The organism is Arthrobacter sp. SX1312 (genome assembly GCF_002929295.1).
In the GTDB taxonomy this organism is placed as follows: Bacteria; Actinomycetota; Actinomycetes; order Actinomycetales; family Micrococcaceae; genus Arthrobacter_D.
On sequence record NZ_PJIM01000002.1, the window covers coordinates 225,122 to 250,898 of the forward strand.

A 25,777-nucleotide genomic window follows, 5' to 3' on the forward strand; every position below is an offset into this window, starting at 1 on the left:
GTCAGGCGAGACCCAGCTCGTCCTTGCCGAAGGCGAAGAGGTACGGAACCCCGGCCTCGGACTCGATGCGCTCCTTCGACCCGGTGTCACGGTCCACGATCACGGCGACGGCGCGCACGTCGCCCTTCGCCCGGCGGACGCCTTCCACTGCGGTGAGGGCGGATCCGCCGGTGGTCGAGGTGTCCTCGAGCACGACGACGGGGCGACCGGACACGTCGGGCCCCTCCACCTGCCGGGCCATCCCGTGGGTCTTCTGGGTCTTGCGGACCACGAAGGCGTCGATCGGGCGGCCCGCCCGGGCGGCGGCGTGCATCACGGCGGTGCCGACCGGATCGGCGCCCATCGTCAGGCCGCCGGCCGCCTCGAACGCGATGCCGGCGTCGTCGAGCAGCTGCAGCATGACCCGGCCCACGAGCACGGAGGCCTCATGGTGCAGCGTGATACGGCGGAGGTCGATGTAGTAGTCGGCCTCGACCCCGCTCGAGAGCGTGACGCGCTCGTGGACCACGGCGAGTTCCCTGATGAGCTCCAGGAGGCGGGAGCGGTCGGCGGTCGGGGTGGTCTCGGCGGTCATGGGCCAAGTCTATCGACGCCGGACGATCCCGCCGGTCGGCAGGAGCCCGCGCCGCGCGGAAGGCGCCTAGCCGGCCACCGATTCGGTCAGACCCAGGACCATCGCGTCGATTCGCTGGGGAGACATCGCGTGATGGATCGCCAGGATGCTGGCGCCGAGAACCCCGGCGTCGAGCCCCGAACTGGACTGAGCGATTTGGAGATGCTGGGTGGCGAGCGGGATGGTCCGCGAGTACACCACCTCACGGATACCGGCGATGAAGTGCTCTCCGGTCAGCGCCATGGAGCCGCCGATGACGATCACCGAGGGATTGACGAGGCTGATGCAGGCGGAGAGCACCTCGCCCACGTCACGGCCCGCCTGGCGTACGGCGTGAATGGCATCCCTGTTGCCCGATTCGACCAGCCGGACCACGTCCTCGCCGTTACTCGCGTCGAGCCCGCGAGTGCGGAGCTTGGCGGCGACGGCCGGTCCCGACGCAACAGCTTCCAGGCAGTCGAAGTTGCCGCAGCGGCAGGGCGTCTGGGCGCCGCTGTGGACGCGGATGTGGCCGATGTCGCCGGCGACGCCGTCCGCGCCTCGCTGCAGCCGTCCACTCGATACGATCCCCGCGCCGATCCCGGTCGCCACCTTGACGAAGATGAGATCGTCCACGTGCTGCCAGGCGGCATTCCGCTCGCCGAGGGCCATGATGTTGACGTCGTTGTCCACCAGGACGGGAACATTGAAGTGTCCCTCCAGGTGGCCGGGGACGTCGTACCCGTTCCAGCCCGGCATGATCGGTGGGTTGATCGGCCTGCCGGTCCGGTGCTCCACGGGGCCCGGCACCCCGACCCCGATGGCCAGCAGGTCGGTCGCCGAGCGGCCGGATTCCCGCAGAAGCTCGGTCCCGAGTTCGACGACCGCGCTCAGCACCGCCGCCGGACCCCGGGTGATCTCGATGGCTCGCGTCGAGCGGTGAAGTCCGTGGCCCGTGAGATCGGTGACCGCGACCCTGAGGTGGGATGCCCCGATATCGACACCGAGCACCACTTTGCTGCCGGACTTCAGGGCGATCCTCGATGAAGGCCGCCCTCCGGTGGAGACCACTTCGTCCACGAAACCCACGAGACCCAGTTCCCTGAGGGCCTCGATCCGCAGCGTCACCGTCGACCGAGCCAGACCCAGCAGGTCCGCGAGCTCGGTCCGCGTCCGGGGACGCCCGTCGCGCAGGACCTGGAAGAGTTCGCTCGCGCCCGACGCCGCAAGGCCCCCGAAGCTGGTTATGTCGCTCATCGATCAATTACAGCATGTAGTCGACGGAAGAATGGCCCGCCCTCGGGGACCCGGTCACACCTTGACCGGCTTCGCTCCACGGACATCGCGAGCGGCGAAGCGCTGCTGCAGCAGGACTGCGATGACGAGGATCAGGCCCCTGGCCAGCGCCTGCACGGAGGTGTCCAGGTTGTTCTGGGTGAACACGTTGGTCAGGGTGCTGAAGATCAGCACGCCGAGGACGGTACCCATGATGGTGCCGCGCCCGCCGACGAGCAGGGTTCCACCGACGACGACGGCGGCGATCACGTCCAGTTCGAGGAGCAGCCCATGGGTGGAGGTACCGGCCGTGGTGCGACCGAGGAACATGATGCCGCCGATGCCCGCCGTGAGGCCGGTCAGGACGTACAGGTAGACGAGGTGCCGCTTCACCTTGATGCCTGCCAGTCGCGATGCCTCGAGGTTTCCGCCGATGGCAACGGTCCGGCGGCCGAACGTGGTGCGGTTCAGGAGGAACCATCCGGCGGCAGCGACAACGACGAAGATCCAGATGAGGGTGGGGACCCCCAGGAAATCAGAGCGCATGACCTGCAGGAATTCGCGGTTGCTGACGATCTGGGTGCTGCGGCCGGAGATGAGTTCCGCAAGACCGCGCGCGCCGACGAGCATGGCGAGGGTGGCGATGAAGGCGACCACATTCCCGTAGGCGATGATCACTCCGTTGATCAGTCCGGCGCCGGCTCCGACTGCGAGCGCCACGAGCACGATGAGGATCCAGGACGACTGGGTCGCTGCCAGTTGCACGCTGGTGAGACTGGCGACCACCGTCGTCAGGCCGAGGACCGAACCGACGGAGAGGTCGATGCCGCCCGCCGTGATGACGAAGGTGACGCCGATGCTCACCACACCGATGATCGAGGCGTAGCGGAGGATCGTGAGCATGTTCTCGACGTTGAGGAACCGCTCCCCGCTGGTGACCGCCCCTACGACCAGGAGCAGTGCGAGCGCGATGACCAGCCCCAGATTCCGGCCCGCAGAGCCCCGCAGGAAGTTCCGGACGGCGCTTCCCTTGGGCGCACCGCCGTCGTCTGCCGCTGCAGGACGCTGTGCCGCCTCCTTCGTGTTCTGCTCGCTCACGCGGCACTTCCCTTCATGACGAGATCGAGCACGGCGTGCTCGTCGAGATCGCTTGCTATGGATTGAGTGAGTACCCTGCCGTCGTCGATCACGAGCACGGTGTCGGCGAGGCCGAGGACCTCCTCGATCTCGCTCGAGACCACGATGATGGCCGTGCCGTCCGCAGCGAGTCGACGGATGAGCGCGTAGATCTCCGACCGCGCGCCGACGTCGACGCCGCGCGTGGGTTCGTCCAGCAACAGCACGGGGGTGCCGTGGACCAGCCAGCGGGCCAGCAGGATCTTCTGCTGGTTCCCGCCGGAAAGGGTCCTGGCCGCACGGTCCGGGTCAGCCGGACGAAGCTCGAGCGCGGCGATCTGCTGCCGGGCGGCGTCACGTTCGGCCCGCTCGTCGAGGTACCCGGCACGGGCGAACCGTTCGAAGGTCGAGAGGGTCACGTTCTTGAAGATCGGTTCGTCGAGGATGAGCCCCTGGGCCTTGCGCTCCTCCGGGGAGAGGCCGATCCCCGCATCGACGGCAGAGCTGACGGATCCCGCCCTGAGGGGACTGCCATGGACCGAGACCGTTCCGGAGGATGCCTTCCGCGCCCCGTAGATGGTCTCCAGGATCTCGGACCGCTTTGACCCCACGAGCCCGGCGAAGCCGAGGATCTCCCCCGCTCGAACGGTGAAGTTCACCTTCTCGAAGTGCCCGTACAGCTCCAGATCCTCGACCTGGAGGACGACGGGGGAATCAGCGGGTATGGGCGTGCGCTCCGGGAAGACGTTCTCGATGTCCCTGCCCGTCATGAGCCGGATGATCTCCGCCTTCGGGGTGTCCATCGCACTCAATCCGCTGGCCGTACTGCGGCCGTCCTTGATCACCGAGATCCGGTCGCCGATCTGTCGGATCTCTTCGAGCCGGTGGGAGATGTACACGACCGCGATGCCCTGCGCCGTGAGTTCACGCACCACCCGGAAGAGGTTGGAGACTTCTCCCGAGTCGAGGATGGCGCTCGGCTCATCCATGATGATGAGCTTGGTGTCCCGCGACAACGCGCGGGCCATGCTGACGATCTGCTTGTTGGCCGCGGAGAGCGAGCCCACCTCGGTCGTCGGCGACAGCTTGCCGTGTCCGAGCCGCTCGAGGAGCGTACGGGCCACGGCGTTGGATTTCTTCACGTGGAGCACACCACCCGTCGAGCGCTCATGTCCGAGGAAGATGTTCTCGGCCACGGACAGCCCGTCGACGACGTCGAGCTCCTGGTACATGGTCGCGATGCCGAGATCGAGGGCAGCCGTGGGGCTGCTGATCGTGATCTCCCTGCCCTCCCAGCGGATGGTTCCGCTGTCGGGCTGATGGACGCCGGAGAGCGTCTTGATGAGCGTCGATTTCCCGGCGCCGTTCTGCCCCATGACGCAGTGGACTTCCCCCGGGACGACGTGCAGGTCGACCCCCTTCAGCGCCTGCACACCGGCGAACTGCTTGGTGATTCCGCGCACCTCGAGCAACGGCTCTGCATGATCATCCTCGAACATGTGACGAACGTAACACATTATGTCGTTGTTCGATATAAAGCCGTCGATTTTCCGGTCACTTCTGTTACTGTGACTCATGTCACGCACCGTAGCTGGCACGAGAAGAGCATGCTGCACCACGCGGAGACGCACCAACTCAATGAGGAGATCCCATGCTTACAGTTCGAACGGGCCGGAAAACGCTCGTTACCGTCGGTGCCTTTCTTGCTGTCGGAGCCCTCGCTACCGGGTGTACACCGGAAGCGGAGAACTCCAACGCCCAGCCGACCAACGCTTCCGTCGAGGGCAATCAGGCCGAGGGGGACACCGTCGTCATCGGCTTCTCCGGGCCGGCAGCCGACCACGGCTGGCTCGGTGCCATCAACTCCGCCGCCACTGCGGAGGCGGAGAAGTACGGCGATATCGACCTCCGCGTCGCGGAGGGCACCAACGACGCGAACCTCCAGATCAGCCAGGTCGAGCAGTTCATCAACGACCGGGTCGACGCCATCGTCCTGCTGCCCACCGACGGCGCGGCCCTGACACCCGTCGCCATCCAGGCCATGGAGGCCGGCATCCCGGTCATCAATGTGGACCGCGAATTCTCCAGCCCCGCCGCGGCGCGCGCCACCGTCCTGGGTGACAACTACGGGATGGGCGTCAGCGCCGGCAACTACATCTGCGAGGAACTCGCCGGTGACGAGAGCGCGGTCGTGGCCGAGATCGCCGGCATCGATTCCCTGCCGCTGACCCAGGACCGGAGCCGTGGCTTCGCCGATGCGCTGGAGACGTGCGGACTCGACGTCGATAATCGGGTCGCTGCCGACTTCACCGTTCAGGGCGGCGAGGCAGCGACGTCCCAGCTCCTGTCGGCCGCCCCCGAGATCGACGCCGTGTGGAACCACGACGACGACCAGGGCGTCGGCGTCCTGGCCGCCATCGACAATGCGGGACGCGACGAGTTCTTCATGGTCGGCGGGGCCGGGTCGGCCAATGCCATGCGTGAGATCGAGTCCGGCGAAAGCGTCCTCAAGGCGACGGTCATCTACCCGTCGACCCAGGCGGCCGACGGCATCCGGCTCGCTCGCCTCATCGTCCAAGACAAGGCCATGAGCGACCTCGTCGAGGTGGAGGTTCCCACGCGCATCGTCCTGAATGCGCCGGTCGTGACCGCAGACAACGTCGATCAGTACCTGCCGTCGGCTTTCGAGTCCTAGCAGGGACGGAGGTGGGTGCCCGTCGTGGACGCGGCACCCACGGATCCGCCAGTCTTCCCCCACTGCCGCCGGAACAAGAGGAAACATGCCCAACGACGTACCACCCCTGAAGATCGCCATGGTCGGCCATGGCTTCATGGGCGCCGCCCACTCCCAAGGATGGCGGGTTGCACCGCGGTTCTTCGATCTGCCCGCACGACCGGAGATGGCCCTGCTCGTGGGGCGTAACTCGACCGGGGTCGAGGCCGCAGCCCGGAAGTGGGGCTGGCAGGACACCGCGACCGACTGGCGGGCCGCAGTGGACCGCGACGACATCGACGTCGTCGACATCGTCACGCCCGGGGGTTCGCACGCCGAGATCGCCATCGCTGCGCTGGAAGCGGGCAAGCACGTCCTGTGCGAGAAGCCGCTGGCCAATACCCTCGACGAGGCCGTCGCGATGGCCGAGGCGGCTGGACGCGCCGGCAAGGACGTCTTCGCAATGGTCGGCTTCACCTACCGCCGTGTCCCTGCGGCCGCTCTCGCCCGTGACCTCGTCCTGTCCGGGGCCATCGGCGAGGTGCGCCAGGTCCGGGCAACCTACCTGCAGGACTGGCTCGTCGATTCCGACGCACCCTTGACCTGGCGCCTGCAGAAGGACCTCGCCGGATCCGGTGCGCTCGGCGACCTCGGCGCCCACGCGGTCGATCTCGCCCAGTTCATCACCGGCCAGAGAGTGACCGGCGTGAGTGGATTGCTGAACACCTTCGTCCACGAGCGCCCCCTGCTCGGAGAAGCGGCCGGGCTGGCGGGTACCGCCACCCAGGAGAGGGGCCTCGTGACGGTGGACGATGTCTCCCTGTTCACCAGCCGTTTCGACGGCGGGGCCATCGGTTCCTTCGAGGCGACCCGCATGTCCACCGGTCGCAAGAACGCGCTCCGCGTCGAGGTGTCGGGTTCCGCGGGGGCGGTCTCCTTCGATCTCGAGAAGATGAACTCCCTCGGCTTCTACGATGCGACGGCCCCGGACACCCGCCGGGGCTTCACCGACATCATGGTGACCGAACCCGCCCACCCCTACCTGTCCGCGTGGTGGCCGCCCGGCCATTCCCTCGGCTACGAACACGGCTTCGTGCATCAGGCGAAGGACTTCGTCGAAGCCGTCATGGAAGAACGCCAGCCCGAGCCCTCCTTCGCCGACGGCCTGCAGGTCCAGAAGGTACTCGACGGCGTCGAGCGCAGCGCCGCCGCGGACAGCATCTGGACCAAGACGATCTAGCCCCGCCGCCCGGCCGCGCGCCCGTTCGCAGGGCGCGCCGCCGGGCCCGAGAACTGCAGACCGGCCACCCCACCCGAGGAGACCGCATGACCCGCAACTACACCCTGTACACCGGCCAGTGGGCCGACCTCCCCTTCGAGAAGGTCGCCGAGCTCGCCGGCCAGTGGGGCTACGACGGCCTCGAGATCGCCGTCTCCGGCGACCACCTCGACGCGTGGCGATGGGACGACGACGCCTACATCCAGGACCGGCTCGACATCCTCGAGCGCAACGGCCTCAAGGTGTGGACCATCTCGAACCACCTCAAGGGCCAGGCCGTCTGCGACAACCCGATCGACTTCCGCCACCAGGCGATCGTCGGCCCGAAGGTCTGGGGCGACGGCGACCCCGAGGGCGTGCGCCGGCGTGCGGCGGAGGAGATGAAGCTGACCGCGCGCCTCGCGAAGAAGCTCGGCGTGGACACCGTCGTCGGCTTCACCGGTTCCTCCATCTGGCAGTACGTGGCCATGTTCCCACCGGTACCCGCCGACGTGATCGACGCCGGGTACCAGGACTTCGCGGACCGCTGGAACCCCATCCTGGACGTCTTCGACGAGTGCGGGGTCCGCTTCGCGCACGAGGTCCACCCCTCGGAGATCGCCTATGACCACTGGTCCACGCAGCGCACCCTCGAGGCCATCGGCCACCGCCCGGCCTTCGGCCTCAACTGGGACCCGAGCCACTTCATGTGGCAGCAGATCGACCCGGTGGCCTTCATCTCGGACTTCAAGGACCGCATCTACCACGTGGACTGCAAGGACACGAAGATGCGCATGGGCGGGGGCCGGAACGGCATCCTGTCCTCCCACCTGCCCTGGGGAGACCCGCGGCGCGGCGGGGACTTCGTCTCCACGGGTCGCGGCGACGTGCCCTGGGAGGACAGCTTCCGGGCGCTGACGGCCATCGGCTACACCGGTCCCATCTCCGTGGAGTGGGAGGACGCCGGCATGGACCGGCTGCAGGGGGCGCCCGAGGCCCTCGCCTTCCTCAAGCGCTTCGACTTCGCGCCGTCGGAGACGTCCTTCGATGCGGCGTTCAGCCAGTAGGAGTCCCACGGCGCCCCTCCTCACCGGGTCCCACGCGGCGCCGGCCGGCCCACGCCGGCCCGCCCGGACACCGGGCGCGCCGCCCCGCGGTGTGATTCCGCTCATTTCGTAACCTCGTAGAAATGCAGGCGGAGTAGCCTTGGAGCCATGCATGAACTCCAGGCACGGATCATCGAGGAAATGGGCGTCAAGCCCGTCATCGACCCGGCGGCGGAAGTCCGCAGCAGGGTCAGCTTCCTGAAGGACTACGCCAGGTCCACGGGCACACGCGGATTCGTCCTCGGCATCAGCGGCGGGCTGGACTCCACGCTGGCCGGCAAGCTCGCCCAGCTCGCCGTCGACGAACTGCGATCCGAGGGGGCCGATACCGATTTCATCGCCATGCGCCTGCCCTACAACGTCCAGCAGGACGAGGAGGACGCCCAGGCGGCCCTCGCCTTCATCCAGCCGCGCACCTCGAGGGTGTTCAACGTGGCTCCCGCGGTAGACGGCATCCAGCAGGAGTACGCGGAGTCCACGGGCGAGCGTATCGCGGACTTCACCAAGGGCAACACCAAGGCCCGTGCCCGCATGATGGCGCAGTACGCCGTGGCCGGGCAGCACAACCTGCTCGTGATCGGCACGGACCACGGCGCCGAATCGGTCACGGGATTCTTCACCAAGTTCGGGGACGGCGGAGCCGACGTGCTGCCGCTCTTCGGGCTCAACAAGCGCCAGAACCGCGCCCTCCTGAAGGAGCTCGGAGCACCGGCCGCGCTCTACGACAAGATCCCGACGGCGGACCTGCTGGACGAGGTGCCAGGCCGCGCCGACGAGCACGAGCTCGGTCTCACGTACGAGCAGATCGACGACTACCTCGAGGGCCGCGAGGTCGACGCCGATGCCGCGAAGGCGATCGAGCACCGGTACTGGACCACACGGCACAAGCGCGCGGTGCCGGTCAGCATGTTCGACTCGTGGTGGCGGGAGTAAACAGCTCCGTTGGTAACGTAGGGGGCGTGAAGATCGCCACCTGGAACGTCAATTCCCTCCGTGCCCGCGCCGACCGCGTCGAAGCCTGGCTGAACAGGTCCGACGTCGATGTCCTGGCCATCCAGGAGACGAAGTGCAAGGACGACAATTTCCCCTGGGAACTGTTCGAGAACAGCGGCTTCGAGGTGGCGCACTTCGGCCTCAGCCAGTGGAACGGCGTCGCCATCGCCTCACGCGTGGGGCTCGACGACGTCGAGCGGACCTTCCCCGGCCAGCCCCCCTTCGGCAAGCCGGGCGCGGACGAGGTGCAGGAGGCGCGGGCCATCGCGGCGACGTGCGGCGGGGTGCGGGTCTGGAGCCTGTACGTCCCGAACGGGCGGGCGCTCGACGACCCGCACATGCCGTACAAGATCAACTGGCTGGACACCCTCCGCGGTCACGCCCGGCAGTGGATCACCGACGACCCGGAGGCGCAGATCGCCCTGATGGGCGACTGGAACATCGCACCGCAGGACGACGACGTCTGGGACATCGACCTGTTCGTGGACGGCGGCTACACGCATGTCAGCCCGGCCGAGCGTGCGGCGTTCCAGGCCTTCCTCGACGCCGGCTTCGCGGATCTCGCGCGCCCCTTCACCCCCGGCCCCGGCCTGTACACCTACTGGGACTACAAACAGCTCCGCTTCCCGAAGAAGGAGGGCATGCGCATCGACTTCGTCCTCGGCTCCCCCGCCCTGGCCGCCCGCGCGACCGACGCCTTCGTGGACCGGGAGGAGCGCAAGGGCAAGGGCGCCTCGGACCACGCCCCCGTCGTCGTGGAACTCAGCGGGCCGTGAGTCGGATGGGCGGCGTCATCCGACCGTTCCCGTACGTCTCCTACCTCCGCGTCTACGAGCCCCTCGACGCCTTCTCCGACGCCCAGCAGCTGGCGATCCTCGAACAGCGTGCCCGCGAACGGGAACTGACCGAGGAGATGGAGCACGAGCAGTCGCTGCGCCGCATCCTGCGCACCGTCTCGGACCCCTTCCCGCACCACGAATCCGACCTCGTGCGGGTCACCCACTTCCCCAGCCTGAACGGCACGACGACGCCCTACTACTGCCCCAACCAGCTCGCCGTCCGCACCACGCTCGCGGCCGAGTCCCTGGACCAGAGCCTGCGCGGACCCCTGATCGACGTCCTCGTGCCGGAGATCGCCCGTGAGGCGCACCAGGCCCGGCTGGACCCGGACACCTTCGCCGACTCGGTCGCGAAGCTCTACACGCGGTCGGCGACCTGGGGGGTGCCCTTCGCCTGGTTCGCCCTGATCCACGAGGACGATCTCACGGAGGTCGTCGAGGACGACGGGCGGGTCAGCACCGTCCGGATCACGGCACGCATCGGTGACTGCATCGACCGCGGGCGCCGCTCGATCGCCCAGTTGGCCGTCGGCGCCCCGGAGATGGACCTGCTGGACGAACTCACGGAGATCGTCGAGTGGCTGGAGATCTTCCGGCGGGACGCCGTCGTCGAGGTGGACTACGGGCCCGTCGCGGACCGTGTCTTCCCGGACGACTCACCGATGGATGTGCGCCTCGGGATCGAGAGCCTGGCCGAGGCCGACATGATGGGTGCGGCCGCCTCCTACCGGCGCCTCGCGTCCCGGTGGATCCCGATCCGCCAGCTGGCCCGCGCCTCGTGATCCGCACGGGATCGCGGCACCCGGCCCGCAGGCGGGCGACGGCGGTCCTCAGGCACTGACCGGCCCGGTCGTCTTCCGCTCCACGAGCGTGTGGGGTCGCGACGGCGGGTAGTCCGCCGGCTCGTTGCGCAGCAGCTCCCCGAGCAGGAGGTCCGCCGCGTAGGCGCCCTGGTCCTCGGGATCCTGCCGGATGGTCGTCAGGCCCATGGGCTCGGAGAACTCGTGGTCGTCGATGCCGATCACGGACAGCTCACCCGGGACGGCGACGCCGAGCTCCGCGGCGGCCTTCAGCACGCCGAATGCCATCTCGTCCGACGAGCAGAACACCGCCGTCGGCCGGTCCGCCGGATCGGCGAGCAGTTCCAGTGCCGACCGGCGGGAGGTGGCGAAGCGGAAGTCCCCGAACGCGGACCAGTCCTCGCGCACCGTCAGCCCGTGGTCCGTCATGGTCTGCTGGAAGGCCTGCTCCCGGAGGCGCGGCACTTCGAAGTCGATGTCGAAGGACCCGCCGCCCCGCATGTGCGCGATCCGCGTATGGCCGAGCCCGATCAGGTACTCCACCGCGTCCCGTACCGCGCGGGCGTCGTCGATCCCGACGTGCCGGACCCCCTCGACCGCACCGCCCACCATGATGTTCGGGTAGTCCAGCTGCTGGACGGCTGTCCGCTCCTCCTCGGTGAGGTGCATGCACATGACCAGCAGCGCGTCGATCCGCTTGCGGAGGATGGAACGATGGAACACCCGGTCGCGGTTCACGCCCGCGCCCCCGAGGCTGAACAGGATGAGGTCGTACCCGGCCGCGCGCAACTGGCGATCCACGCCCTCCAGCACGGCGGAGAAGTACCAGCGGTCGATCACCGGGACGAGCACGCCCATGGCCATGGTGCGGCCCGATGCGAGGCCGGAGGCAGCCGACGACGGGACATAGCCGAGCCTCTTCGCCTCCGCGGTGACCCGCGCCCGCGTGTCCTCGGCGACGCCCGGCAGCCCGCGCAGCGCGCGGGACACCGTGGCCGTCGATACCCCGAGGGACGCCGCGACGTCGTCGATGCTCGTCACCGGTCAGCCCTTCAGGCCACCGGCCAGCAGGCCCCGCACGAAGTACCGCTGGAGCCCGAAGAACACGGCGAGCGGGATGACCATGGAGACGAAGGCCCCCGCGGTCAACCGCTGCCACTCACCGCCGCGTGAGCCCTGGAGCTCGGCGAGCCGCTGGGTGATGGGCGCGACGTCGGCTCCGCCGCCCGAGAACACGAGGGCCACCAGCAGGTCGTTCCACAGCCACAGGAACTGGAAGATCCCGACCGAGGCCAGGGCGGGCGTGGCGAGCGGGACGACGATGCGCCAGAAGATGGTGCTGTGGCCGGCCCCGTCCACCCGCGCCGCCTCGATCACCTCTCCCGGGATCTCGGAGATGAAATTGTGCAGGAGGAAGATCACCAGGGGCAGCCCGAAGATCGTGTGCGCGACCCAGAGCTGGGCGTAGGTGCCGCTGGGCAGGAGCTGGAACTCGCCGATCGTCAGGACCTTCGTGAAGAGCTGCAGGAGCGGGATGAGCGCCATCTGCAGGGGCACGATCTGCAGGGCGAAGACGAAGATGAAAAGCCCGTCCTTGCCGCGGAAGCGCCCCCACGCGAACATGTAGGCCGCCATCGCGCCGAGGACCAGCGTGAAGATGGTCCCGGGGATCACGATCGCCAGGGAGTTGACGAAGTAGGACAGCAGGTTCGCCGACTGGCTGCCGCCGGGGCTGAGGACGTCCGCGTAGTTCTCCAGCGTCAGCTCGCGGTCGGTGAACACGTTCCACCAGCCGTTGCCCTTGATGTTGTCCTCGGGCCGGAAGGACGAGATGAACATGCCGAAGGTCGGGATGGTCCAGAGGACGGCGACGAAGATGGCAGCGGCCGTGGCACCCCGGGACGTCAGCCTCTGCCTGACGCGCTTCTGCAGGGTAGGGCGGCCCCGCGTGGCGTCGTCCTCGACGTCCGGCAGGAGGTCCTTGTTCTCGAGGGGGACGGTGCTCATCGGATTTCCTTCTGCTTGCGGAGAAGCCGGGCGTTGTACACGACCACCGGCATCACCATCAGGAAGAGGACCAGGGCCAGCGCTGCGCCGCGGCCCGGCTCACCTGCCCGGAAGGCCTGCGTGTACATCTCGTTGGCGACCACGGACGTCTCGTACTGTCCTGCGGTCATGGTCCGGACGATGTCGAAGACCTTCAGCGTCCCGATCGTGATGGTCGTGACGACGACGATCAGCGAGCCGCGGATGGTGGGGATGGTGACGTTGCGGAACTGCTGCCACGCACTGGCGCCGTCGAGCCGTGCGGCTTCCACGATCTCGGTCGGGATGCCCTTGATGGCGGCCGAGAGCACCACCATGGCGAAGCCGGTCTGGATCCAGATCATGACGGCGATCAGGAAGAACGTGTTCTCGGGGGCGTCGAGGAGGAACTGCTTGGGTTCCTGGCCGAACCAGACGAGGACCTGGTTCATCAGGCCGATCTGGTCCTGTTCGGGGCCCTTGTAGGCGTACATGAAGCGCCAGATGACACCGGCGCCGACGAAGGAGATCGCCATGGGCATGAACACCAGCGACTTGAGCACCTTCTCCCCGCGCGCCCGGTCGATGAAGACCGCGTAGGCCAGACCGATCGAGGACGCCAGCAGCGGGACGATGACGACCCAGATCACGGTGTTGCGCAGGGTGACCAGCGCCTCGGGCTGCGTGAACATCCAGACGAAGTTGTCGAGCCCCACGAATTCGCCGTTGCGGCCGGTCAGGGAGAGGTACGAGGTCTGCAGCGCGGGGAACACGAGCCCGACGGCGAGGAGGATCAGGGCCGGCGCGAGGAAGCCCGCGATCTGGACCTTCTCCCGCCCGGTCTTGGGGGCCCGGTCCACCACCAGCATGATGAGCCCGATGATGGCGGCGAAGACGGCGAGCCCCACCACCACCTGTAAACCTTTGTCTGCAATTTCTTCCACAGCCCAGCCTCCTGGCGTGCTCTTGGAACGTGAATGGGGAGGCGGCGGAGCGGGGAGGGCCGCGAGCACGGTCCTCCCCGCTCCACCGAAGGTCCGCGGGCACCCCGGCGGGGGTGCCCGCTGCTACCGGGCTAGGACGCGGGCCAGCTGTCCTCGACGCTCTGGGTGACTTCCTCGGTCGAGGAGCCGTTGATCCAGTTGACGATGCCGCTCCAGAAGGAGTTCGCGCCGACGGCACCCGGCATCAGGTCGGATCCGTCGAAACGGAAGACCGTGTTCGGGTCCTGCAGCAACTCGATGGACTGGCGGTCCAGGTCGGACTCCGCGAGCTCGGGGTCCAGTCCCTTGTTCGCGCTGATCGCACCACCCTGGGAGACGCGGGCGTTGGCGAACTCGGCGGTCGCCAGGTACGCCTGCAGCGCCTGGACCTCGGGACGGTCCGCGTACGCACCGATCAGTTCCCCGCCGCCGGTGATCGCCGTGCCCTGGGCCGCGTCGATCGGCGGGGTCATGAAGGCCCAGACGTCGCCGTCCTCGGCGACGTTGGTGCCCTCGGGCCAGTTCACGGCCTGGAAGGACGCCTGGTGGTGCATGGCGCACTGGCTGTCCAGGACGGGCTGGCCGGCCTCCGCGAACGGCGTCGAGAGGATCGACCGGACGTCGCCGAAGCCGCCGTTGACGAACTCGTCGTTCTTCAGGATGTCGCCGACGCGGTCGAAGGAGTCGACGATCCTGGGATCGTCGAACGGGATCTCGTGCGTGACCCACTGGTCGTACACCTCGGGGCCGTGCTCGCGCAGGACGGCGTCCTCCACCCAGTCGGTGCCCGGCCATCCGGTGGCTTCACCCGACTCGAAGCCGGCGCACCAGGGCTTCATGTCGCCCTCGCCGGCGATCTTCTCGGTCAGCTCGGTCATCTCGTCCCAGGTGGTGGGGACGTCCCAGCCCTTCTCCTCGAACGTGGCCGGCACGTACCAGACGTAGCCCTTCACGTTGGCGAGCATCGGGGCTGCGTAGAACGTTCCGTCGACGGTGCCGTAGTTCTTCCAGTCCTCCGACCACCCCTCGTCCACGAGATCGGAAACCTCCTGGGGTGCCGGCTTGAGGAACCCGGCCTGCGCCTGGGCTGCGAGCAGTCCGGGCTGCGGGAAGATCGCGAGGTCCGGCGCCGTGCCGCCCTGGGCCCGGACACCGATCTGCGTCTCGAACTCCTTGGAGCCCTCGTAGGCCACCTCGATGCCGGTGCACTCGGAGAAGTCCGCCCAGGAGTTCTCGAGCCGCTCGGCCTCGATGTCGACGATCGTCGAGTAGACGCTGACCTCGGCGCCGTCGAAGGTGCCGTAGGACTCGTAGGCGGCGCAGTCCGCGTCACCCGATCCTCCCGCGCTGTCCGAGCCTTCCGAACCACAGCCGGCAAGTGCGAGAAGGGAAACACTGAGTGCTGCAACGGGCAGCACGAATTTCCGTGAGCGAATATTCGCCATTGAAACAGACTCCTTTGTCTGGCGGTACGTCTACGTACGGGCGTGCGCCTGGACGCGCCAGGACCCGGGGAAGTTCCGCCTCACTGATTGGTATCGCAACAGTAAGCGCTTACATAATGCGTCACAAGCATCCCGGACGCCTGAGCGCTTTCGATACCGAAATGTGATCCACTGCACTACTCAGGCGACGCGGTCGGCCCGCGAGAACCGGACCCGCGCCCCAGATCTGATACTGATCAGCACCGGCGTACGGTAGCCGGTGACCCGGTCCAGTGCCTCGACGAGACGCGAGACGTCAGCGGCGACCGCGTACGCGGGCACGCCCTTGCGGGGGAACACCTGGACACGCAGGCCCGGCACGCCCCGGACCCGCCAGGTGCTGACGGAGGCGGCGGCGAGATCGGGCCGTTCCAGGAGCGCGGCCTTGAGCGCCTGCTCGGCGGCGGCGGCCGTGATCGTCACCGTCCCGACGGCATCGGTGCCGCCGGGACCACCCGGATCACCGACGGCGGGGGTGCGGGGGTCCTCCGTGGACGCGAAGATGCCCGTCCTCCCCCTCCCCTGTGCCGTGATCCAGAGGACGAGCAGCACGATCAGCAGCAGCAGGACCGCCGCCAGCGCCAGCCACAACCAGGTGTCCTCCTGGCCGTCGGGGGTGGTCCGCGTCCGGGCGCCGTCGAGGGCCTCGCCGACCCGCGGCGCCGCGGCGGCCCACCAGGAGGCGACGGCCGGCACGGTCAGGAGCGCGAGTCCCGCGGCCCCCGCCGCCAGCGCGAGGAGCCCGACGACGGCGAGCACCCACCGGTTGAGTCCCCGTGGTGTCGTGTTCACTGGCCGATCACCCCCGAGTCCGCCACGACGACGGCGATCCGCGGTTCGGGGTCGACACTCGATCGGCGGAGGTCGTCCGCGACCGCCGCCCGGACGGCCTCCGCGTCGACCGGGATCCCGGACGTCGGCCGGACCTGCACCCTGACCAGGGTGCGTCCCACCGTGACGAGGACCTGCTCCGGCCCCACCCCTGCGGCGATCCGCGCCCTGCGGGCGAGCGACGACGCCACGACCTCGGCGTCGACGACGACCGCCGCACGCCCGTTCGGGATGGCGTAGCGGGCCTGCCTGCCCGGGAGGACGGCGAGCAGGACCAGCAGCAAACCGATGACGAGCAGCAGGACGGAACCCGCTCCGAGCAGGGACGCGGGCACGCCGTCGGGCAGGGCGCCGAGCCACGCCGCCGCGGCGTCCAGGTCGAGCAGGAACGGCTCGTCCCCCACGGCCTGCAGGACGGCCTCGAACAGCAGGACGAGGCAACCCACGATCAGCAGTGCCGCGGTCACCACGGAGGCCGCGGCGCGGGAGGAGTGCAGTTCGCGGCGCACGAGGCGCGCGGTACTGGACGGCGTCGACCGATCGGGCAGATCCGTAGTCATCGGACCCTCACCCCCCTGGTGACGGTGCTGCCGATGATGCGGATGTCGACCCGGCTGAGCCGCGCCCCCGTGAGCTCCTCGACCCGCTCGAGGATCGGGGACCGCGCAGCGTCCGCCCGAGCCCACAACGGGCCGCCGAACGTCCCGACGACGTCGGGTTCCCGCACCACACGGGCCAGCGGCGGCACGGGCAGTGGCAGCGAGAGCAGGAGCGCGAGGAGACCGTGGTCGTCGGAAAAAGCCGCACGGACCTGGTCGGGCGGAACGCCGAGCACGTCCGCGGCAACCGCCCGCGCGGTGCTGGAGAGCGCCTGCGTGGTGATGCGGTTGTGGCCGGCGAGGGACGGTCCGGGAGGACGCCCGGGGACAGCCGCCATCGGCTGGATGTGCTGCGGGAGGCGCGCCGGGACGGGCTCGGTGGTCACGACGACGAGCGGCGGCCGGACAGGGCGTCGAAGACGCCGCGCAGGTCGAGCTTGCCCTCGATGATGCGCCCCACGACGGCCCCGCAGAGCACCAGGAGGAACGTCAGGAGAAAGCCCCAGAAGCCGAAGATGAGCGCCGCGAAGGCGAGGACCGCTCCGGCGGCCATGCCGACGATGGTGGGGTTCATGGGTGCCTCACTCGATCTGTCGCTGGAGCTGGGTGGAGCCCGTCGCAGGGGCACGCTCCGCGGTTCTCGGTTCGGCCGGAGGCGGGAGGTGGACGTCGAGGATCTCGACATTCACCTCGACGACCTCGAGGCCGACGAGCTCCGTCAGGGCCTCGTACACGGCCGCGCGGACGGCGTCGGCGAGCGCGTTCAGCGCGAACCCGTAGGAGGCGACGAGGCTGATGTCCACGGCGAGCTGGGTCTGACCGACTTCGACCTTGACGCCGTGGGAGAGGTCGTTGGCACCGACGGCGTCGCGGATGGCACCCAGGGCGCGCCCGCTGCCGGGGCCCAGCGCGTGGACGCCCGGGACGGCCCGGGCCGCGATGGCGGCGATCTTCACCGCCGCGGCGTCACCGATCACGGTCCTTCCGTCCGCCGCATTCCGGGGAACGGGCAGCTGCCGGCCCGTGGGTTGGTCGATCATCGGATAACGCCCCTTTCGCTTGTGCCCAAGCGTAAGCCACGGCCCGTCCGGCCTGCCGCGGGCGCCGTGTCAGGACTCCGTGCAGTGCCGCCCGAGCCAGTCCTGGACCGGGACCATGGCGTGCCGGAACGCCTCCTCGTCGAAGGTGCCCGATCCCTCGGGTGGTGCTTCGACGGAGAGCGCGAGTGTGGTGAAGTCGTCGTGCAGGTCTTCCGGCACCTTCTCACGGAGGTCGAGGATCTGCTGCTGCAGGGCCAGCAACTCGTCGGGGTCCGAGCCGGAGAGCAGTGTCAGGGGCGCGAGCATGGCGGTGGTCATGCCGCCGGCGACGATGACACAGTGGTCGGAGGTCTCGGGGGCCGCCGTCGGGCTCTCCGCCCCGGCCATGCTGTCCGGTGATGGCGCCGCCGTGCTGGGCTGCGGGGACGGGCTGGCCGGCATCGTCAGCATCGTCTCGGCGGGCGCCGAGTCCCCCTGCCCGCATCCGGCCAGGGAGAGCGCGAGGATGCACAACCCTGTAGCGGAAGGCAGGAGTCTCACTGGTGCCCTTTCGTCTCGGTGCGGTGCCGGGGGTCCAACGCGCGGTGACCGTGGAACTATCCCGGGAAGTTCCCCGCGGCGACCTGGTACGGCGAGGACGACAGCACGCTGCGGACCCTGCACGACGGGCGCGGCCCCGCTGCAATGCTACGGGCGGAACCCCGGGGTTGGCTGGGAGGAGGGCAGACGAGAAAACCCCGCGTTCCGTGGGGAACTGCGGGGTTTCAGCGGTGGCTCCGACCGGCGTCGATCCGGTGACCTTTCGATTTTCAGTCGAACGCTCTACCAACTGAGCTACAGAGCCTTGCAACCATCTTGCGGATGATCACCGTATCCAGCCCGGCCGGCTTCCCCGGGGGGATCCGGCCGCCTGAGCGACCCTGACGGGACTTGAACCCGCGACCTCCGCCGTGACAGGGCGGCGCGCTAACCAACTGCGCTACAGGGCCTTGCTAACTTCACTTGCTGTTTTTGCAAGAGTTCCAGCCTACCAGCACTTTTCGCTCCGGTTGACCGCCCGTGAGGGCGCCTCGTGCGTACCCCCAACGGGATTCGAACCCGTGTCGCCGCCGTGAAAGGGCGGTGTCCTAGGCCACTAGACGATGGGGGCCAGAACCACAGTCCGGGCTCCTGCGACCTTCCGGAGGACGAGCATTTCCGGCGGATCATTCCCTGTCGTGGACCTATAGAACTATAGAGGCACATCGCCGTTTACACAAAATCACCGTCCACGGCCGGAGTGGATACGATCGGGGCGTGCCGTTCGAGATCTCGCGTGAGGAATTCGAGGACGCCGTCGACGACGCGATCGACCGCATCCCCGACGATCTCGCGCGCGCCATGACCAACGTGGCGATCTTCGTGGTGGAGGAGTACGAGCCACCCCCGGGCGAAGCCGCGGACACGGAACTGCTCGGCCTGTACGAGGGCACGCCCCTCACCGAACGGGATTCCTGGTGGGACGCGGGGTCGCTGCCCGATCGCATCAGCATCTTCCGGGGACCCCTCATGCGCCTGTGCGACTCCCGCGAGGAGCTCGTCGAGGAGATCCTGGTGACCGTGGTCCACGAAATCGCACACCACTTCGGCATCGACGACGAGCGGCTCCACCAGCTCGGGTGGGGCTGACGCGGCCCGCGGTGACGGGCCGGTCAGCCGGCCTGGGGAACCATCGGGCCGAACGAACTCCGGTCCTCGAGCCGCGGGTCCGCCCGGTCGGGGACGATCAGCACCGGTCCGCGGGCGTGGTGCAGGACGCCCTGGCTCGTCGATCCCAGGAGCATGCCGGCGAACCCCCCGCGCCCGCGCGTCCCCACGACCAGCAGCTCCGACGTGGCCGAGGCCTCGATGAGCACCTCGGCGGGCGGTCCGTCCACGAGGTCCACCGTGATGTCGACGTCGGGGTAGTGGCTCTGCAGCCAGTCGCGGCCGGCGGCCAGCTGGACCGCGAGGTCCGCGTGCAGCGCCTTCCGGTCCACCGGCGCCGGAACCCAGGCGAGCGAGCCGTTGAACGGCGCCACGGAACAGATGACACGCAGGGGCAATCCTCTGGAGCGGGCTTCCTCGGCTGCGGCGAGCGAGGCCGTGCGGGCCTGCTCCGACCCGTCGACACCGACCACCACGACGGGCTCCACGGGCGCGTCCCTGTCCCTGTCCTTCCCCTGCTTCCTGCCGAGCTCCGGGTGGCCGAGCCGGACACCGGTGCAGACGGGGATGACCGCCGTCGGGCACTTGGCATGGGCGGGCAGGGCGCTGCTCACGGAGCCGAGCAGCCGGCCGACGAACCCGCCCCGACCACGCGATCCCACCACCATCAGCTCGGCTTCCTCGGAGAGATCGAGGAGCACCCCGGCGGCGTCGCCCGTCTCGATCCGCGGATGGATCTCCAGCGCCATGCCCTCCAGACGGGACACGGCCTCGTCGAGGACGGCCTGTGCGCTCTCCCGGATGACCTCGTCGTCCACGGTGGCGTAGCCGGCGTCCATGCTCGACGCCGCGAAGACCGGCACCGTGTAGGCGGTCACCACGTAGAGCGGAGCGCTGCGGCGCCCGGCCTCACGCGCGGCCCACAGCAGCGCGCAGATGCTCTGGTCGGAACCGTCCACGCCGACGACTATCCCGTGCTGAACCAGCCCCTGCGGCAAGCCCTCGGTGTTCTCGCTGCTCACGGCAGGCCTCCCTCGGTGGTACCCCGGACCGCCGAAAGCGGCCGGTCCACCATTTGTAGCGCACCGGGGATGATCGGTCTATCCACGGTCCCAAATGTTATATAGGCTGCAGGAACCCGTCGCGGGGCCCTGCCTGGCAGGTGGAGAACCCCGCACGCAGTGCTCCTGGTCGACCGTTCGCACCCAGGAGTCCGTACGGCCCGGAAGAGGCGCCGGGCCGTACGGAATTCATGCTTCGTGTGGAGGTAACCCGGTGGATTCCTTGCCGCTTGATCCCGTCCGTTCTGCGTCTGCGTCTGCGCCCGCCGCGGCCGAGCAGACGAGCACCGTGGTCATCGGCTCCGGGCTGTCGGGCCTCGCCGTCGCCAGCGAGCTCAGCCGCCGCGGCATCGACGCGATCGTCGTCGAGAGCGTCGAGTGCTTCGACTCCGGGCCCCTGCGCACCGTCATGACGGACTCCGTCTCCCTCTCGGAACGCACCGAACTGATGCGGCTCCTGCGCGGCTACGCGACCGCCCACCAGATCGACGTCCGCCAGACCACCGTGGCCGAACAGCTCTGCATCATCGGCCACCCCCAACTCATCAAGGCTCCGGTGGAGCGCAAGAAGTGGGCGGTCCAGACGGCGGACGGGGTGCTCCTCGCCGACCACGTGGTCCTCACGAAGTTCCCGCAGAACGAGCTGCGCAGGTTCCTCCGCTCGATGGACATCGCGATCGGCCGCGACGTCAAGGACACCCTGCGCGCGATCGGGCTCTACCTCGTGGGCGTCGGCGAACTCCTGACGCCCACCACGCGCGAGATCATCCGCCAGGCGAAGCTGGTCAGCGACGCCATCGTGGAGCAGGGGCCCTCCGCCCTGAACCGCATCGTGCCACCCCGCGCGGCGATCTCGCCCCTGTAGGCGGGGTGCTGCGGGCGCCTGTCCATCCGCGCCTACGTGCCGGCGCCTACCTGCCGGCGCCGAGCCGCTTCCGTGCCGTGACCGCGAGCACGACGGCGATGGCCACGAGTGCCGCGATCATGAGGACGATGCTCCAGGGGAAGTCGCCGACGCCGGCCTGCTGGGTCTCCTCCGCCTGATCGTCCTGGACGTCCATGGGACCGGGCGTGCTCGCGGTGTCCGGCGCCGTCGTCCCGCCCTCCTGCGTGGTGAAGGCGAAGGAACCCTCGATCGGGTGGGAGTCGGCGCTGACCACACGCCAGTTGACGGTATACTCGCCCGCGGGAGCGCCCGGGCGCAGGGGCTGGGTGGCCGAGCGGTCGACGATCGCCGCGGGGCCGTCCGCCCAGTCCGCCCCGGATGCGTCCAGGACCTGGATCTGCGCTCCGATCCCGGACGGGACGCTGGAGAAGCTCAGTTCCAGGCTCGGCGGCAGCACGTCCACCACGGCGCCCTCTGCAGGATTGCTCCCGGTCAGCTCGTCGTGGGCGGTCGCGGCCCCACCGGCGCCCAGGAGGACCGCGAACGCGAGCAGGACGGCGGGGAGGAGCGCCGCGAGGACCCGGTCGGCACGACGGCGGCGCGGGCGGTCGAATGTCGCGGACCGGGAGGGCAGGAGGAAGGCATCCATGCTCCCACCCTACGTGGCGTCCCTGATGGGCTGCTGGGACACCGGGCTCCCGCCGAGGTCCGTCACGAACGGGGCCACAGCGGACCACCGGGATAGAATTTCCCCGACCCGCCCCTTCCCCCTAGGACCTCCCATGCTCAAAACCGGTTCCGCGCTGGATCGCTACTTCCACATCACCCAGCGGGGGTCGTCCGTCTCCCGCGAGATCCGGGGCGGACTCGCCACCTTCTTCGCCATGAGCTACATCGTGGTGCTCAACCCGCTCATCCTTGCCGGCGCCGATTCCTCGGGCACCGAGCTCGGGTTCGAACGCGTCGCCGCGGTGACCGCGCTCGTGGCCGGCATCCTGACCATCGTCATGGGCGCCTGGGCCAAGTACCCCTTCGCCCTCGCCACCGGACTCGGCGTCAACGCGTTCGTGGCGATCACCGTCGCGACGAACCCCGGCCTGACCTGGCCGGACATCATGGGCCTGGTCATGCTCGCGGGCCTCACCATGCTGGTGCTGGTCCTGACCGGGTTCCGTACGGCCGTCTTCAACGCCGTCCCCGAGAGCCTGAAGACCGCGATCGTGGTGGGCATCGGCCTGTTCATCGCGCTGATCGGCCTGGTCAATGCGGGCTTCGTGCGCCGCATCCCCGACGTCGCCAACACCACCGTGCCCGTGGGCCTCGGCTTCGGCGGCGTCCTCATCGGGTGGCCCACCCTGGTGTTCGTCTTCGGCCTGATCCTGACGATCGCCCTGGTGGTCCGCAGGGTGCGCGGGGCGATCCTCATCGGCGTACTCGCCGCGACGGTGCTCGCCGTCGTCCTCGAGGCCGTCTTCGATATCGGTGCCAGCTTCACGCCGGGCGAGGAGCCGAACCCGGCAGGGTGGTCGCTCGTGGTCCCGGAGCTCCCGTCCGGCTCGTGGGTCGGCGTCCCCGACCTCAGCCTCATCGGCAACGTGAGCTTCTTCGGGGCCTTCGGGCATCTCGGCGGGACCGCGGCGGTGCTGCTGACCTTCACGATCCTGCTGAGCATCTTCTTCGACGCCATGGGCACCATGGTGGGCCTCGCGAACGAGGCGAAGCTCGTCGACGCCAAGGGCAACATCCCCGGCGTGAACCGCGTCCTCGTGATCGACGCCCTCGGAGCCGTGGCAGGCGGCGCGGGATCCGTCTCGTCCAACCAGATCTACGTCGAGTCCGGGGCGGGCATCGGCGAGGGAGCCCGGACGGGCCTCGCCAACGTGGTGACGGGCATGCTGTTCCTCCTGGCGATGTTCTTCACACCGCTCATCAGCCTGGTGCCGTTCGAGGCCGTAGCTCCGGCCCTCGTGGTGGTGGGCTTCATGATGGTGGCGCAGGTGGGGCGCATCGACTTCGACGACTGGGGCATCGCCATCCCGGCGTTCCTCACCTTCACCCTCATGCCGTTCACCTACTCGATCGCGAACGGCCTCGGCGCGGGCTTCATCGCCTTCGTCCTGATCCGCGCCATCCAGGGCCGCGGCCGCGAGGTGCACCCGCTGATGTGGGCCGTGGCCGCCGCATTCGTGGTGTTCTTCGGCATCGGGCCGATCGAGGAGATCCTCGGCGTCTGATCCGGCGGCCGACGACGGCGGTCCGGGGACCGCCGTCGCCTCTCCGGCGTCCGGCATCAGCGGGCGGACCAGCCGCCGTCCATGACGTAGGAGGAGCCGGTGACCATCCCGGCGTCGTCGCCCGCCAGCCATGCGACGAGCGAGGCGACCTCCTCCGGTTCCACGAGCCGCTTGATGGCGGCCTCGGTGAGCATGATCTGTCCGAGGACCTCCTTCTCGCTGATCCCGTGCACGCGGGCCTGATCGGCCAGCTGGTGCTCCACCAGCGGCGTCCGGACGTAGCCCGGGTTGACGCAGTTGCTCGTGACGCCGTGGGCGCCGCCCTCGAGGGCCGTGACCTTGGAGAGACCCTCGAGGCCGTGCTTGGCCGCGACGTAGGCGGCCTTGAACGGCGAGGCACGCAGCCCGTGGACCGACGAGATGTTGATGATCCGGCCGAAGCCCCGCGCGTACATGCCCGGGAGTGCGGCGCGGATGAGGAGGAACGGCGCCTCGACCATCAGCCGCTGGATGCGGCGGAAGTCCTCGGGGTCGAACTCCTCGAGGGGGCTGACGGTCTGGATCCCGGCGTTGTTCACGAGGATGTCCGTCTCGAGTGTCAGCGTCTCGAGCGCCCGCGTGTCGAGGAGGTCCACCGCCCACGCGTCGCCGCCGAGGTCGGCCGCCAGGTCTCCGGCGCCGGCTTCGTCCCGGTCCGCGACCACGACGTGCGCTCCGCGTCCGGCGAGCGCTCGGGCGCAGGCTGCTCCGATGCCGCTCGCACCGCCCGTGACCAGTGCCCGCCGGCCGGATAGGGGCCCGGCGGTCGGAGCGGTCACCGGTTGGGACGCCGTCGTGCTCATGGCTTGGCCTGTCCTGCGACCGGCTCGTCCAGTCCGTGGCGGCGCGCATCCTCGGCGTCGACCTCGCGCAGGGAGGCTCCGCGGGTCTCCTTCAGGGTCAGCACCGCGACGAGGGTGATCCCGCAGGCGATCACGAGATAGATGGCCACGGGCACCCAGCTGCTGTATTCCTGCAGGAGGGCCGTCGCGATGATCGGCGCGAGGGATCCCGCGAGGATCGAGGTCACCTGATAGCCCAGGGAGACGCCGGAGTAGCGCATGCGCGTGGGGAACATCTCCGACATGATGGCCGGCTGGCCCGCGTACATGAGGGCGTGGAAGACGAGGCCGATGGTGACCGCCAGGATGATCAGGAAGGGGTTCAGGGTGTCGAACATCGGGAAGGCGAAGAACGCCCACGTGGCACCGAGGACCACTCCGGCGAGATAGACCGGCTTGCGGCCGAAGGCGTCCGAGAGCCTGCCCACCTGCGGGATCACGAGGAAGTGGACGACGTGGGCGATCAGCAGGGCCAGGAGGAGCTGCGAGGTGTCGTACTGGTGCACGGTCTTGAGGTAGACGATCGTGAAGCTGACGATGATGTAGTAGAGGATGTTCTCGGCGAACCGCAGGCCCATGGCCCCGAGGACCCCCTTGGGGTACCGCTTGACCACTTCGAAGACGCCGTAGCTGACAGCCTTCTCGGATTCGATCTTCTCGCGTGCCTCGAGGAAGATCGGCGCCTCGCTGACGTGGGTCCGGATGTAGTAGCCGATCACCACGATGATCGCGGAGGCCCAGAAGGCCACGCGCCAGCCCCAGCTGAGGAATTCGTCCTGCGGCAGGATCCAGCTCATGCCCAGCAGGACGAGCGTCGCCAGGAGGTTGCCCACCGGGACGGCCGCCTGCGGCCAGCTGGACCAGAACCCGCGGGACCGGTTGGGGCTGTGCTCGGCGACGAGGAGCACGGCGCCGCCCCACTCCCCGCCGACGGCGAAGCCCTGGACGAAGCGCAGGACCACCAGCAGCGCCGGAGCCCAGTAGCCGATCGAGTTGAAGCCGGGGAGGCATCCCATGAGGAAGGTGGCGACGCCCACGAGGATGATCGTGATCTGGAGCGTGTGCTTCCGTCCGAGCTTGTCGCCGATCTGCCCGAAGACGATCCCGCCGAGCGGCCGGGCCACGAAGCCGACGGCGTACGTGAGGAAGGCCGCGATGATGCCGTCGAGTTCGGAACCTGCGTTGGGGAAGAACAACGTCCCGAAGACCAGGCTCGCCGCCGTGGCGTACAGGAAGAACTCGTACCACTCGACGATCGTCCCGACCATGGCGGCTCCGACGATCCGCTTGAGGCCCGATGTCTCTTCCGGCGCGTCACCGCCCTTCCGGCTACCGGGGGTACTCGCCCGCTGATTGACGCTCATGGGATCTCCTT

General features: G+C 68.9%; 27 protein-coding genes and 3 tRNA genes. 9 read left to right on the forward strand and 21 right to left on the reverse strand.

Translation table 11 applies throughout. The features are described 5' to 3' along the window. Position 1: 1 nt before the first annotated feature. The 4 genes from pyrE to CXQ92_RS08440 all read right to left on the reverse strand — a co-directional run bounded on the left by pyrE (position 2) and on the right by CXQ92_RS08440 (position 4,482). Entirely contained in the window at positions 2 to 574 is a 573-nt protein-coding gene (gene pyrE, locus CXQ92_RS08425) for an orotate phosphoribosyltransferase (protein ID WP_104167179.1), read from the reverse strand. A gap of 66 nt (positions 575 to 640) precedes the next feature. Next, positions 641 to 1,849: an ROK family transcriptional regulator gene (locus CXQ92_RS08430; protein WP_104167181.1), complete on the reverse strand. Its 1,209-nt coding sequence runs from the start codon at positions 1,847 to 1,849 to the stop codon at positions 641 to 643. A gap of 54 nt (positions 1,850 to 1,903) precedes the next feature. Further along, positions 1,904 to 2,875, reverse strand: coding sequence for an ABC transporter permease (locus CXQ92_RS08435; RefSeq protein ID WP_258069914.1), 972 nt, complete (start codon positions 2,873 to 2,875; stop codon positions 1,904 to 1,906). An 86-nt stretch (positions 2,876 to 2,961) separates the two neighbouring features. Next, positions 2,962 to 4,482, reverse strand: coding sequence for a sugar ABC transporter ATP-binding protein (locus CXQ92_RS08440; RefSeq protein ID WP_104167185.1), 1,521 nt, complete (start codon positions 4,480 to 4,482; stop codon positions 2,962 to 2,964). A gap of 152 nt (positions 4,483 to 4,634) precedes the next feature. Here CXQ92_RS08440 and CXQ92_RS08445 point away from each other — a divergent pair, with 152 nt between their 5' ends. The 6 genes from CXQ92_RS08445 (at position 4,635) to CXQ92_RS08470 (ending at position 10,674) form a co-directional block, all read left to right on the forward strand. Then, entirely contained in the window at positions 4,635 to 5,678 is a 1,044-nt protein-coding gene (locus CXQ92_RS08445) for a substrate-binding domain-containing protein (protein WP_104167187.1), read from the forward strand. Positions 5,679 to 5,763: 85 nt separating this feature from the next. Continuing rightward, positions 5,764 to 6,936, forward strand: a complete 1,173-nt coding sequence (locus CXQ92_RS08450; RefSeq protein WP_258069821.1) for a Gfo/Idh/MocA family protein — start codon at positions 5,764 to 5,766, stop codon at positions 6,934 to 6,936. An 86-nt stretch (positions 6,937 to 7,022) separates the two neighbouring features. Further along, positions 7,023 to 8,021 carry a sugar phosphate isomerase/epimerase gene (locus CXQ92_RS08455; RefSeq protein WP_104167189.1) on the forward strand — a complete coding sequence of 333 codons (999 nt, stop codon included), beginning with the start codon at positions 7,023 to 7,025 and terminating at the stop codon, positions 8,019 to 8,021. Between the two features lie 147 nt (positions 8,022 to 8,168). Next, the gene (nadE, locus tag CXQ92_RS08460; RefSeq protein ID WP_104167191.1) at positions 8,169 to 8,993 is read left to right on the forward strand and encodes an ammonia-dependent NAD(+) synthetase; all 825 of its coding nucleotides are present in this window, start codon (positions 8,169 to 8,171) and stop codon (positions 8,991 to 8,993) included. 26 nt (positions 8,994 to 9,019) lie between these two features. Beyond that, entirely contained in the window at positions 9,020 to 9,829 is an 810-nt protein-coding gene (locus CXQ92_RS08465) for an exodeoxyribonuclease III (RefSeq protein ID WP_104167193.1), read from the forward strand. Between the two features lie 5 nt (positions 9,830 to 9,834). Continuing rightward, positions 9,835 to 10,674, forward strand: a complete 840-nt coding sequence (locus CXQ92_RS08470; protein ID WP_104167195.1) for a hypothetical protein — start codon at positions 9,835 to 9,837, stop codon at positions 10,672 to 10,674. Positions 10,675 to 10,722: 48 nt separating this feature from the next. On the opposite strand, the gene CXQ92_RS08475 is transcribed toward CXQ92_RS08470, so the two are convergent. The 13 genes from CXQ92_RS08475 to CXQ92_RS08535 form a co-directional block, all read right to left on the reverse strand. Continuing rightward, entirely contained in the window at positions 10,723 to 11,733 is a 1,011-nt protein-coding gene (locus CXQ92_RS08475; RefSeq protein WP_104167197.1) for a LacI family DNA-binding transcriptional regulator, read from the reverse strand. Positions 11,734 to 11,736: 3 nt separating this feature from the next. Next, complete coding sequence (locus tag CXQ92_RS08480; RefSeq protein ID WP_104167199.1) at positions 11,737 to 12,699, reverse strand: carbohydrate ABC transporter permease; 963 nt, start codon at positions 12,697 to 12,699, stop codon at positions 11,737 to 11,739. Further along, positions 12,696 to 13,661, reverse strand: a complete 966-nt coding sequence (locus CXQ92_RS08485) for a carbohydrate ABC transporter permease (RefSeq protein ID WP_258069822.1) — start codon at positions 13,659 to 13,661, stop codon at positions 12,696 to 12,698. The genes CXQ92_RS08480 and CXQ92_RS08485 overlap by 4 nt, the downstream gene beginning before the upstream one ends. A 131-nt stretch (positions 13,662 to 13,792) precedes the next feature. Next, a complete protein-coding gene (locus CXQ92_RS08490; RefSeq protein ID WP_181033600.1) occupies positions 13,793 to 15,145 on the reverse strand; it encodes an ABC transporter substrate-binding protein in 1,353 nt (450 codons plus the stop codon). A gap of 180 nt (positions 15,146 to 15,325) precedes the next feature. Then, entirely contained in the window at positions 15,326 to 15,976 is a 651-nt protein-coding gene (locus tag CXQ92_RS08495; RefSeq protein WP_104167201.1) for a hypothetical protein, read from the reverse strand. Beyond that, entirely contained in the window at positions 15,973 to 16,575 is a 603-nt protein-coding gene (locus CXQ92_RS08500; RefSeq protein ID WP_104167203.1) for a DUF6286 domain-containing protein, read from the reverse strand. Before CXQ92_RS08500 ends, CXQ92_RS08495 begins: the two co-directional genes overlap by 4 nt. Beyond that, positions 16,572 to 16,952 (reverse strand): hypothetical protein, encoded by a 381-nt coding sequence (locus tag CXQ92_RS08505; RefSeq protein WP_104168165.1) that lies wholly within the window; start codon positions 16,950 to 16,952, stop codon positions 16,572 to 16,574. Before CXQ92_RS08505 ends, CXQ92_RS08500 begins: the two co-directional genes overlap by 4 nt. A 44-nt stretch (positions 16,953 to 16,996) precedes the next feature. Further along, positions 16,997 to 17,188 (reverse strand): DUF2273 domain-containing protein, encoded by a 192-nt coding sequence (locus tag CXQ92_RS08510; RefSeq protein ID WP_104167205.1) that lies wholly within the window; start codon positions 17,186 to 17,188, stop codon positions 16,997 to 16,999. A 7-nt stretch (positions 17,189 to 17,195) separates the two neighbouring features. Continuing rightward, positions 17,196 to 17,654, reverse strand: a complete 459-nt coding sequence (locus CXQ92_RS08515) for an Asp23/Gls24 family envelope stress response protein (RefSeq protein ID WP_104167207.1) — start codon at positions 17,652 to 17,654, stop codon at positions 17,196 to 17,198. Positions 17,655 to 17,723: 69 nt separating this feature from the next. Then, entirely contained in the window at positions 17,724 to 18,194 is a 471-nt protein-coding gene (locus CXQ92_RS08520; RefSeq protein WP_146067418.1) for a hypothetical protein, read from the reverse strand. A 231-nt stretch (positions 18,195 to 18,425) separates the two neighbouring features. Then, positions 18,426 to 18,498: transfer RNA gene (locus CXQ92_RS08525), tRNA-Phe, on the reverse strand. Between the two features lie 71 nt (positions 18,499 to 18,569). Then, positions 18,570 to 18,643 (reverse strand) — tRNA-Asp (locus CXQ92_RS08530). 88 nt (positions 18,644 to 18,731) lie between these two features. Beyond that, a tRNA-Glu gene (locus CXQ92_RS08535) sits at positions 18,732 to 18,804 on the reverse strand. A 146-nt stretch (positions 18,805 to 18,950) separates the two neighbouring features. On the opposite strand from CXQ92_RS08535, the gene CXQ92_RS08540 reads away from it, so the two are divergent. Continuing rightward, a complete protein-coding gene (locus CXQ92_RS08540) occupies positions 18,951 to 19,322 on the forward strand; it encodes a metallopeptidase family protein (RefSeq protein ID WP_306738501.1) in 372 nt (123 codons plus the stop codon). Between the two features lie 23 nt (positions 19,323 to 19,345). Here CXQ92_RS08540 and CXQ92_RS08545 read toward each other — a convergent pair whose 3' ends face one another. Then, positions 19,346 to 20,362, reverse strand: coding sequence for a universal stress protein (locus CXQ92_RS08545; RefSeq protein ID WP_104167211.1), 1,017 nt, complete (start codon positions 20,360 to 20,362; stop codon positions 19,346 to 19,348). 253 nt (positions 20,363 to 20,615) lie between these two features. On the opposite strand from CXQ92_RS08545, the gene CXQ92_RS08550 reads away from it, so the two are divergent. After that, positions 20,616 to 21,266 carry an FAD-dependent monooxygenase gene (locus CXQ92_RS08550; RefSeq protein WP_258069823.1) on the forward strand — a complete coding sequence of 217 codons (651 nt, stop codon included), beginning with the start codon at positions 20,616 to 20,618 and terminating at the stop codon, positions 21,264 to 21,266. Between the two features lie 46 nt (positions 21,267 to 21,312). Here CXQ92_RS08550 and CXQ92_RS08555 read toward each other — a convergent pair whose 3' ends face one another. Next, positions 21,313 to 21,936, reverse strand: coding sequence for a copper resistance CopC family protein (locus tag CXQ92_RS08555; RefSeq protein ID WP_104167213.1), 624 nt, complete (start codon positions 21,934 to 21,936; stop codon positions 21,313 to 21,315). Between the two features lie 133 nt (positions 21,937 to 22,069). Here CXQ92_RS08555 and CXQ92_RS08560 point away from each other — a divergent pair, with 133 nt between their 5' ends. Further along, the gene (locus tag CXQ92_RS08560) at positions 22,070 to 23,521 is read left to right on the forward strand and encodes an NCS2 family permease (protein WP_104167215.1); all 1,452 of its coding nucleotides are present in this window, start codon (positions 22,070 to 22,072) and stop codon (positions 23,519 to 23,521) included. A 56-nt stretch (positions 23,522 to 23,577) separates the two neighbouring features. Here CXQ92_RS08560 and CXQ92_RS08565 read toward each other — a convergent pair whose 3' ends face one another. Together CXQ92_RS08565 and CXQ92_RS08570 are read right to left on the reverse strand one after the other, a co-directional pair. Continuing rightward, positions 23,578 to 24,363 carry a 3-hydroxybutyrate dehydrogenase gene (locus CXQ92_RS08565; protein ID WP_104167217.1) on the reverse strand — a complete coding sequence of 262 codons (786 nt, stop codon included), beginning with the start codon at positions 24,361 to 24,363 and terminating at the stop codon, positions 23,578 to 23,580. Then, positions 24,360 to 25,766: an MFS transporter gene (locus tag CXQ92_RS08570; protein WP_104167219.1), complete on the reverse strand. Its 1,407-nt coding sequence runs from the start codon at positions 25,764 to 25,766 to the stop codon at positions 24,360 to 24,362. The genes CXQ92_RS08565 and CXQ92_RS08570 overlap by 4 nt, the downstream gene beginning before the upstream one ends. Positions 25,767 to 25,777 lie beyond the last annotated feature (11 nt).

Excerpts from the sequence above, each read along its gene's own strand:
- CXQ92_RS08560 (WP_104167215.1), top strand. The coding sequence starts at position 22,070 with ATGCTCAAAACCGGTTCCGCGCTGGATCGCTACTTCCACATCACCCAG.
- CXQ92_RS08555 (WP_104167213.1), bottom strand. The coding sequence starts at position 21,936 with ATGGATGCCTTCCTCCTGCCCTCCCGGTCCGCGACATTCGACCGCCCG.
- pyrE (WP_104167179.1), bottom strand. The coding sequence starts at position 574 with ATGACCGCCGAGACCACCCCGACCGCCGACCGCTCCCGCCTCCTGGAG.
- CXQ92_RS08480 (WP_104167199.1), bottom strand. The coding sequence starts at position 12,699 with ATGAGCACCGTCCCCCTCGAGAACAAGGACCTCCTGCCGGACGTCGAG.
- CXQ92_RS08450 (WP_258069821.1), top strand. The coding sequence starts at position 5,764 with ATGCCCAACGACGTACCACCCCTGAAGATCGCCATGGTCGGCCATGGC.
- CXQ92_RS08505 (WP_104168165.1), bottom strand. The coding sequence starts at position 16,952 with ATGGCGGCTGTCCCCGGGCGTCCTCCCGGACCGTCCCTCGCCGGCCAC.
- CXQ92_RS08500 (WP_104167203.1), bottom strand. The coding sequence starts at position 16,575 with ATGACTACGGATCTGCCCGATCGGTCGACGCCGTCCAGTACCGCGCGC.
- CXQ92_RS08430 (WP_104167181.1), bottom strand. The coding sequence starts at position 1,849 with ATGAGCGACATAACCAGCTTCGGGGGCCTTGCGGCGTCGGGCGCGAGC.
- CXQ92_RS08455 (WP_104167189.1), top strand. The coding sequence starts at position 7,023 with ATGACCCGCAACTACACCCTGTACACCGGCCAGTGGGCCGACCTCCCC.
- CXQ92_RS08510 (WP_104167205.1), bottom strand. The coding sequence starts at position 17,188 with ATGAACCCCACCATCGTCGGCATGGCCGCCGGAGCGGTCCTCGCCTTC.
- CXQ92_RS08445 (WP_104167187.1), top strand. The coding sequence starts at position 4,635 with ATGCTTACAGTTCGAACGGGCCGGAAAACGCTCGTTACCGTCGGTGCC.
- nadE (WP_104167191.1), top strand. The coding sequence starts at position 8,169 with ATGCATGAACTCCAGGCACGGATCATCGAGGAAATGGGCGTCAAGCCC.
- CXQ92_RS08565 (WP_104167217.1), bottom strand. The coding sequence starts at position 24,363 with ATGAGCACGACGGCGTCCCAACCGGTGACCGCTCCGACCGCCGGGCCC.
- CXQ92_RS08440 (WP_104167185.1), bottom strand. The coding sequence starts at position 4,482 with ATGTTCGAGGATGATCATGCAGAGCCGTTGCTCGAGGTGCGCGGAATC.
- CXQ92_RS08490 (WP_181033600.1), bottom strand. The coding sequence starts at position 15,145 with ATGGCGAATATTCGCTCACGGAAATTCGTGCTGCCCGTTGCAGCACTC.
- CXQ92_RS08470 (WP_104167195.1), top strand. The coding sequence starts at position 9,835 with ATGGGCGGCGTCATCCGACCGTTCCCGTACGTCTCCTACCTCCGCGTC.
- CXQ92_RS08570 (WP_104167219.1), bottom strand. The coding sequence starts at position 25,766 with ATGAGCGTCAATCAGCGGGCGAGTACCCCCGGTAGCCGGAAGGGCGGT.
- CXQ92_RS08515 (WP_104167207.1), bottom strand. The coding sequence starts at position 17,654 with ATGATCGACCAACCCACGGGCCGGCAGCTGCCCGTTCCCCGGAATGCG.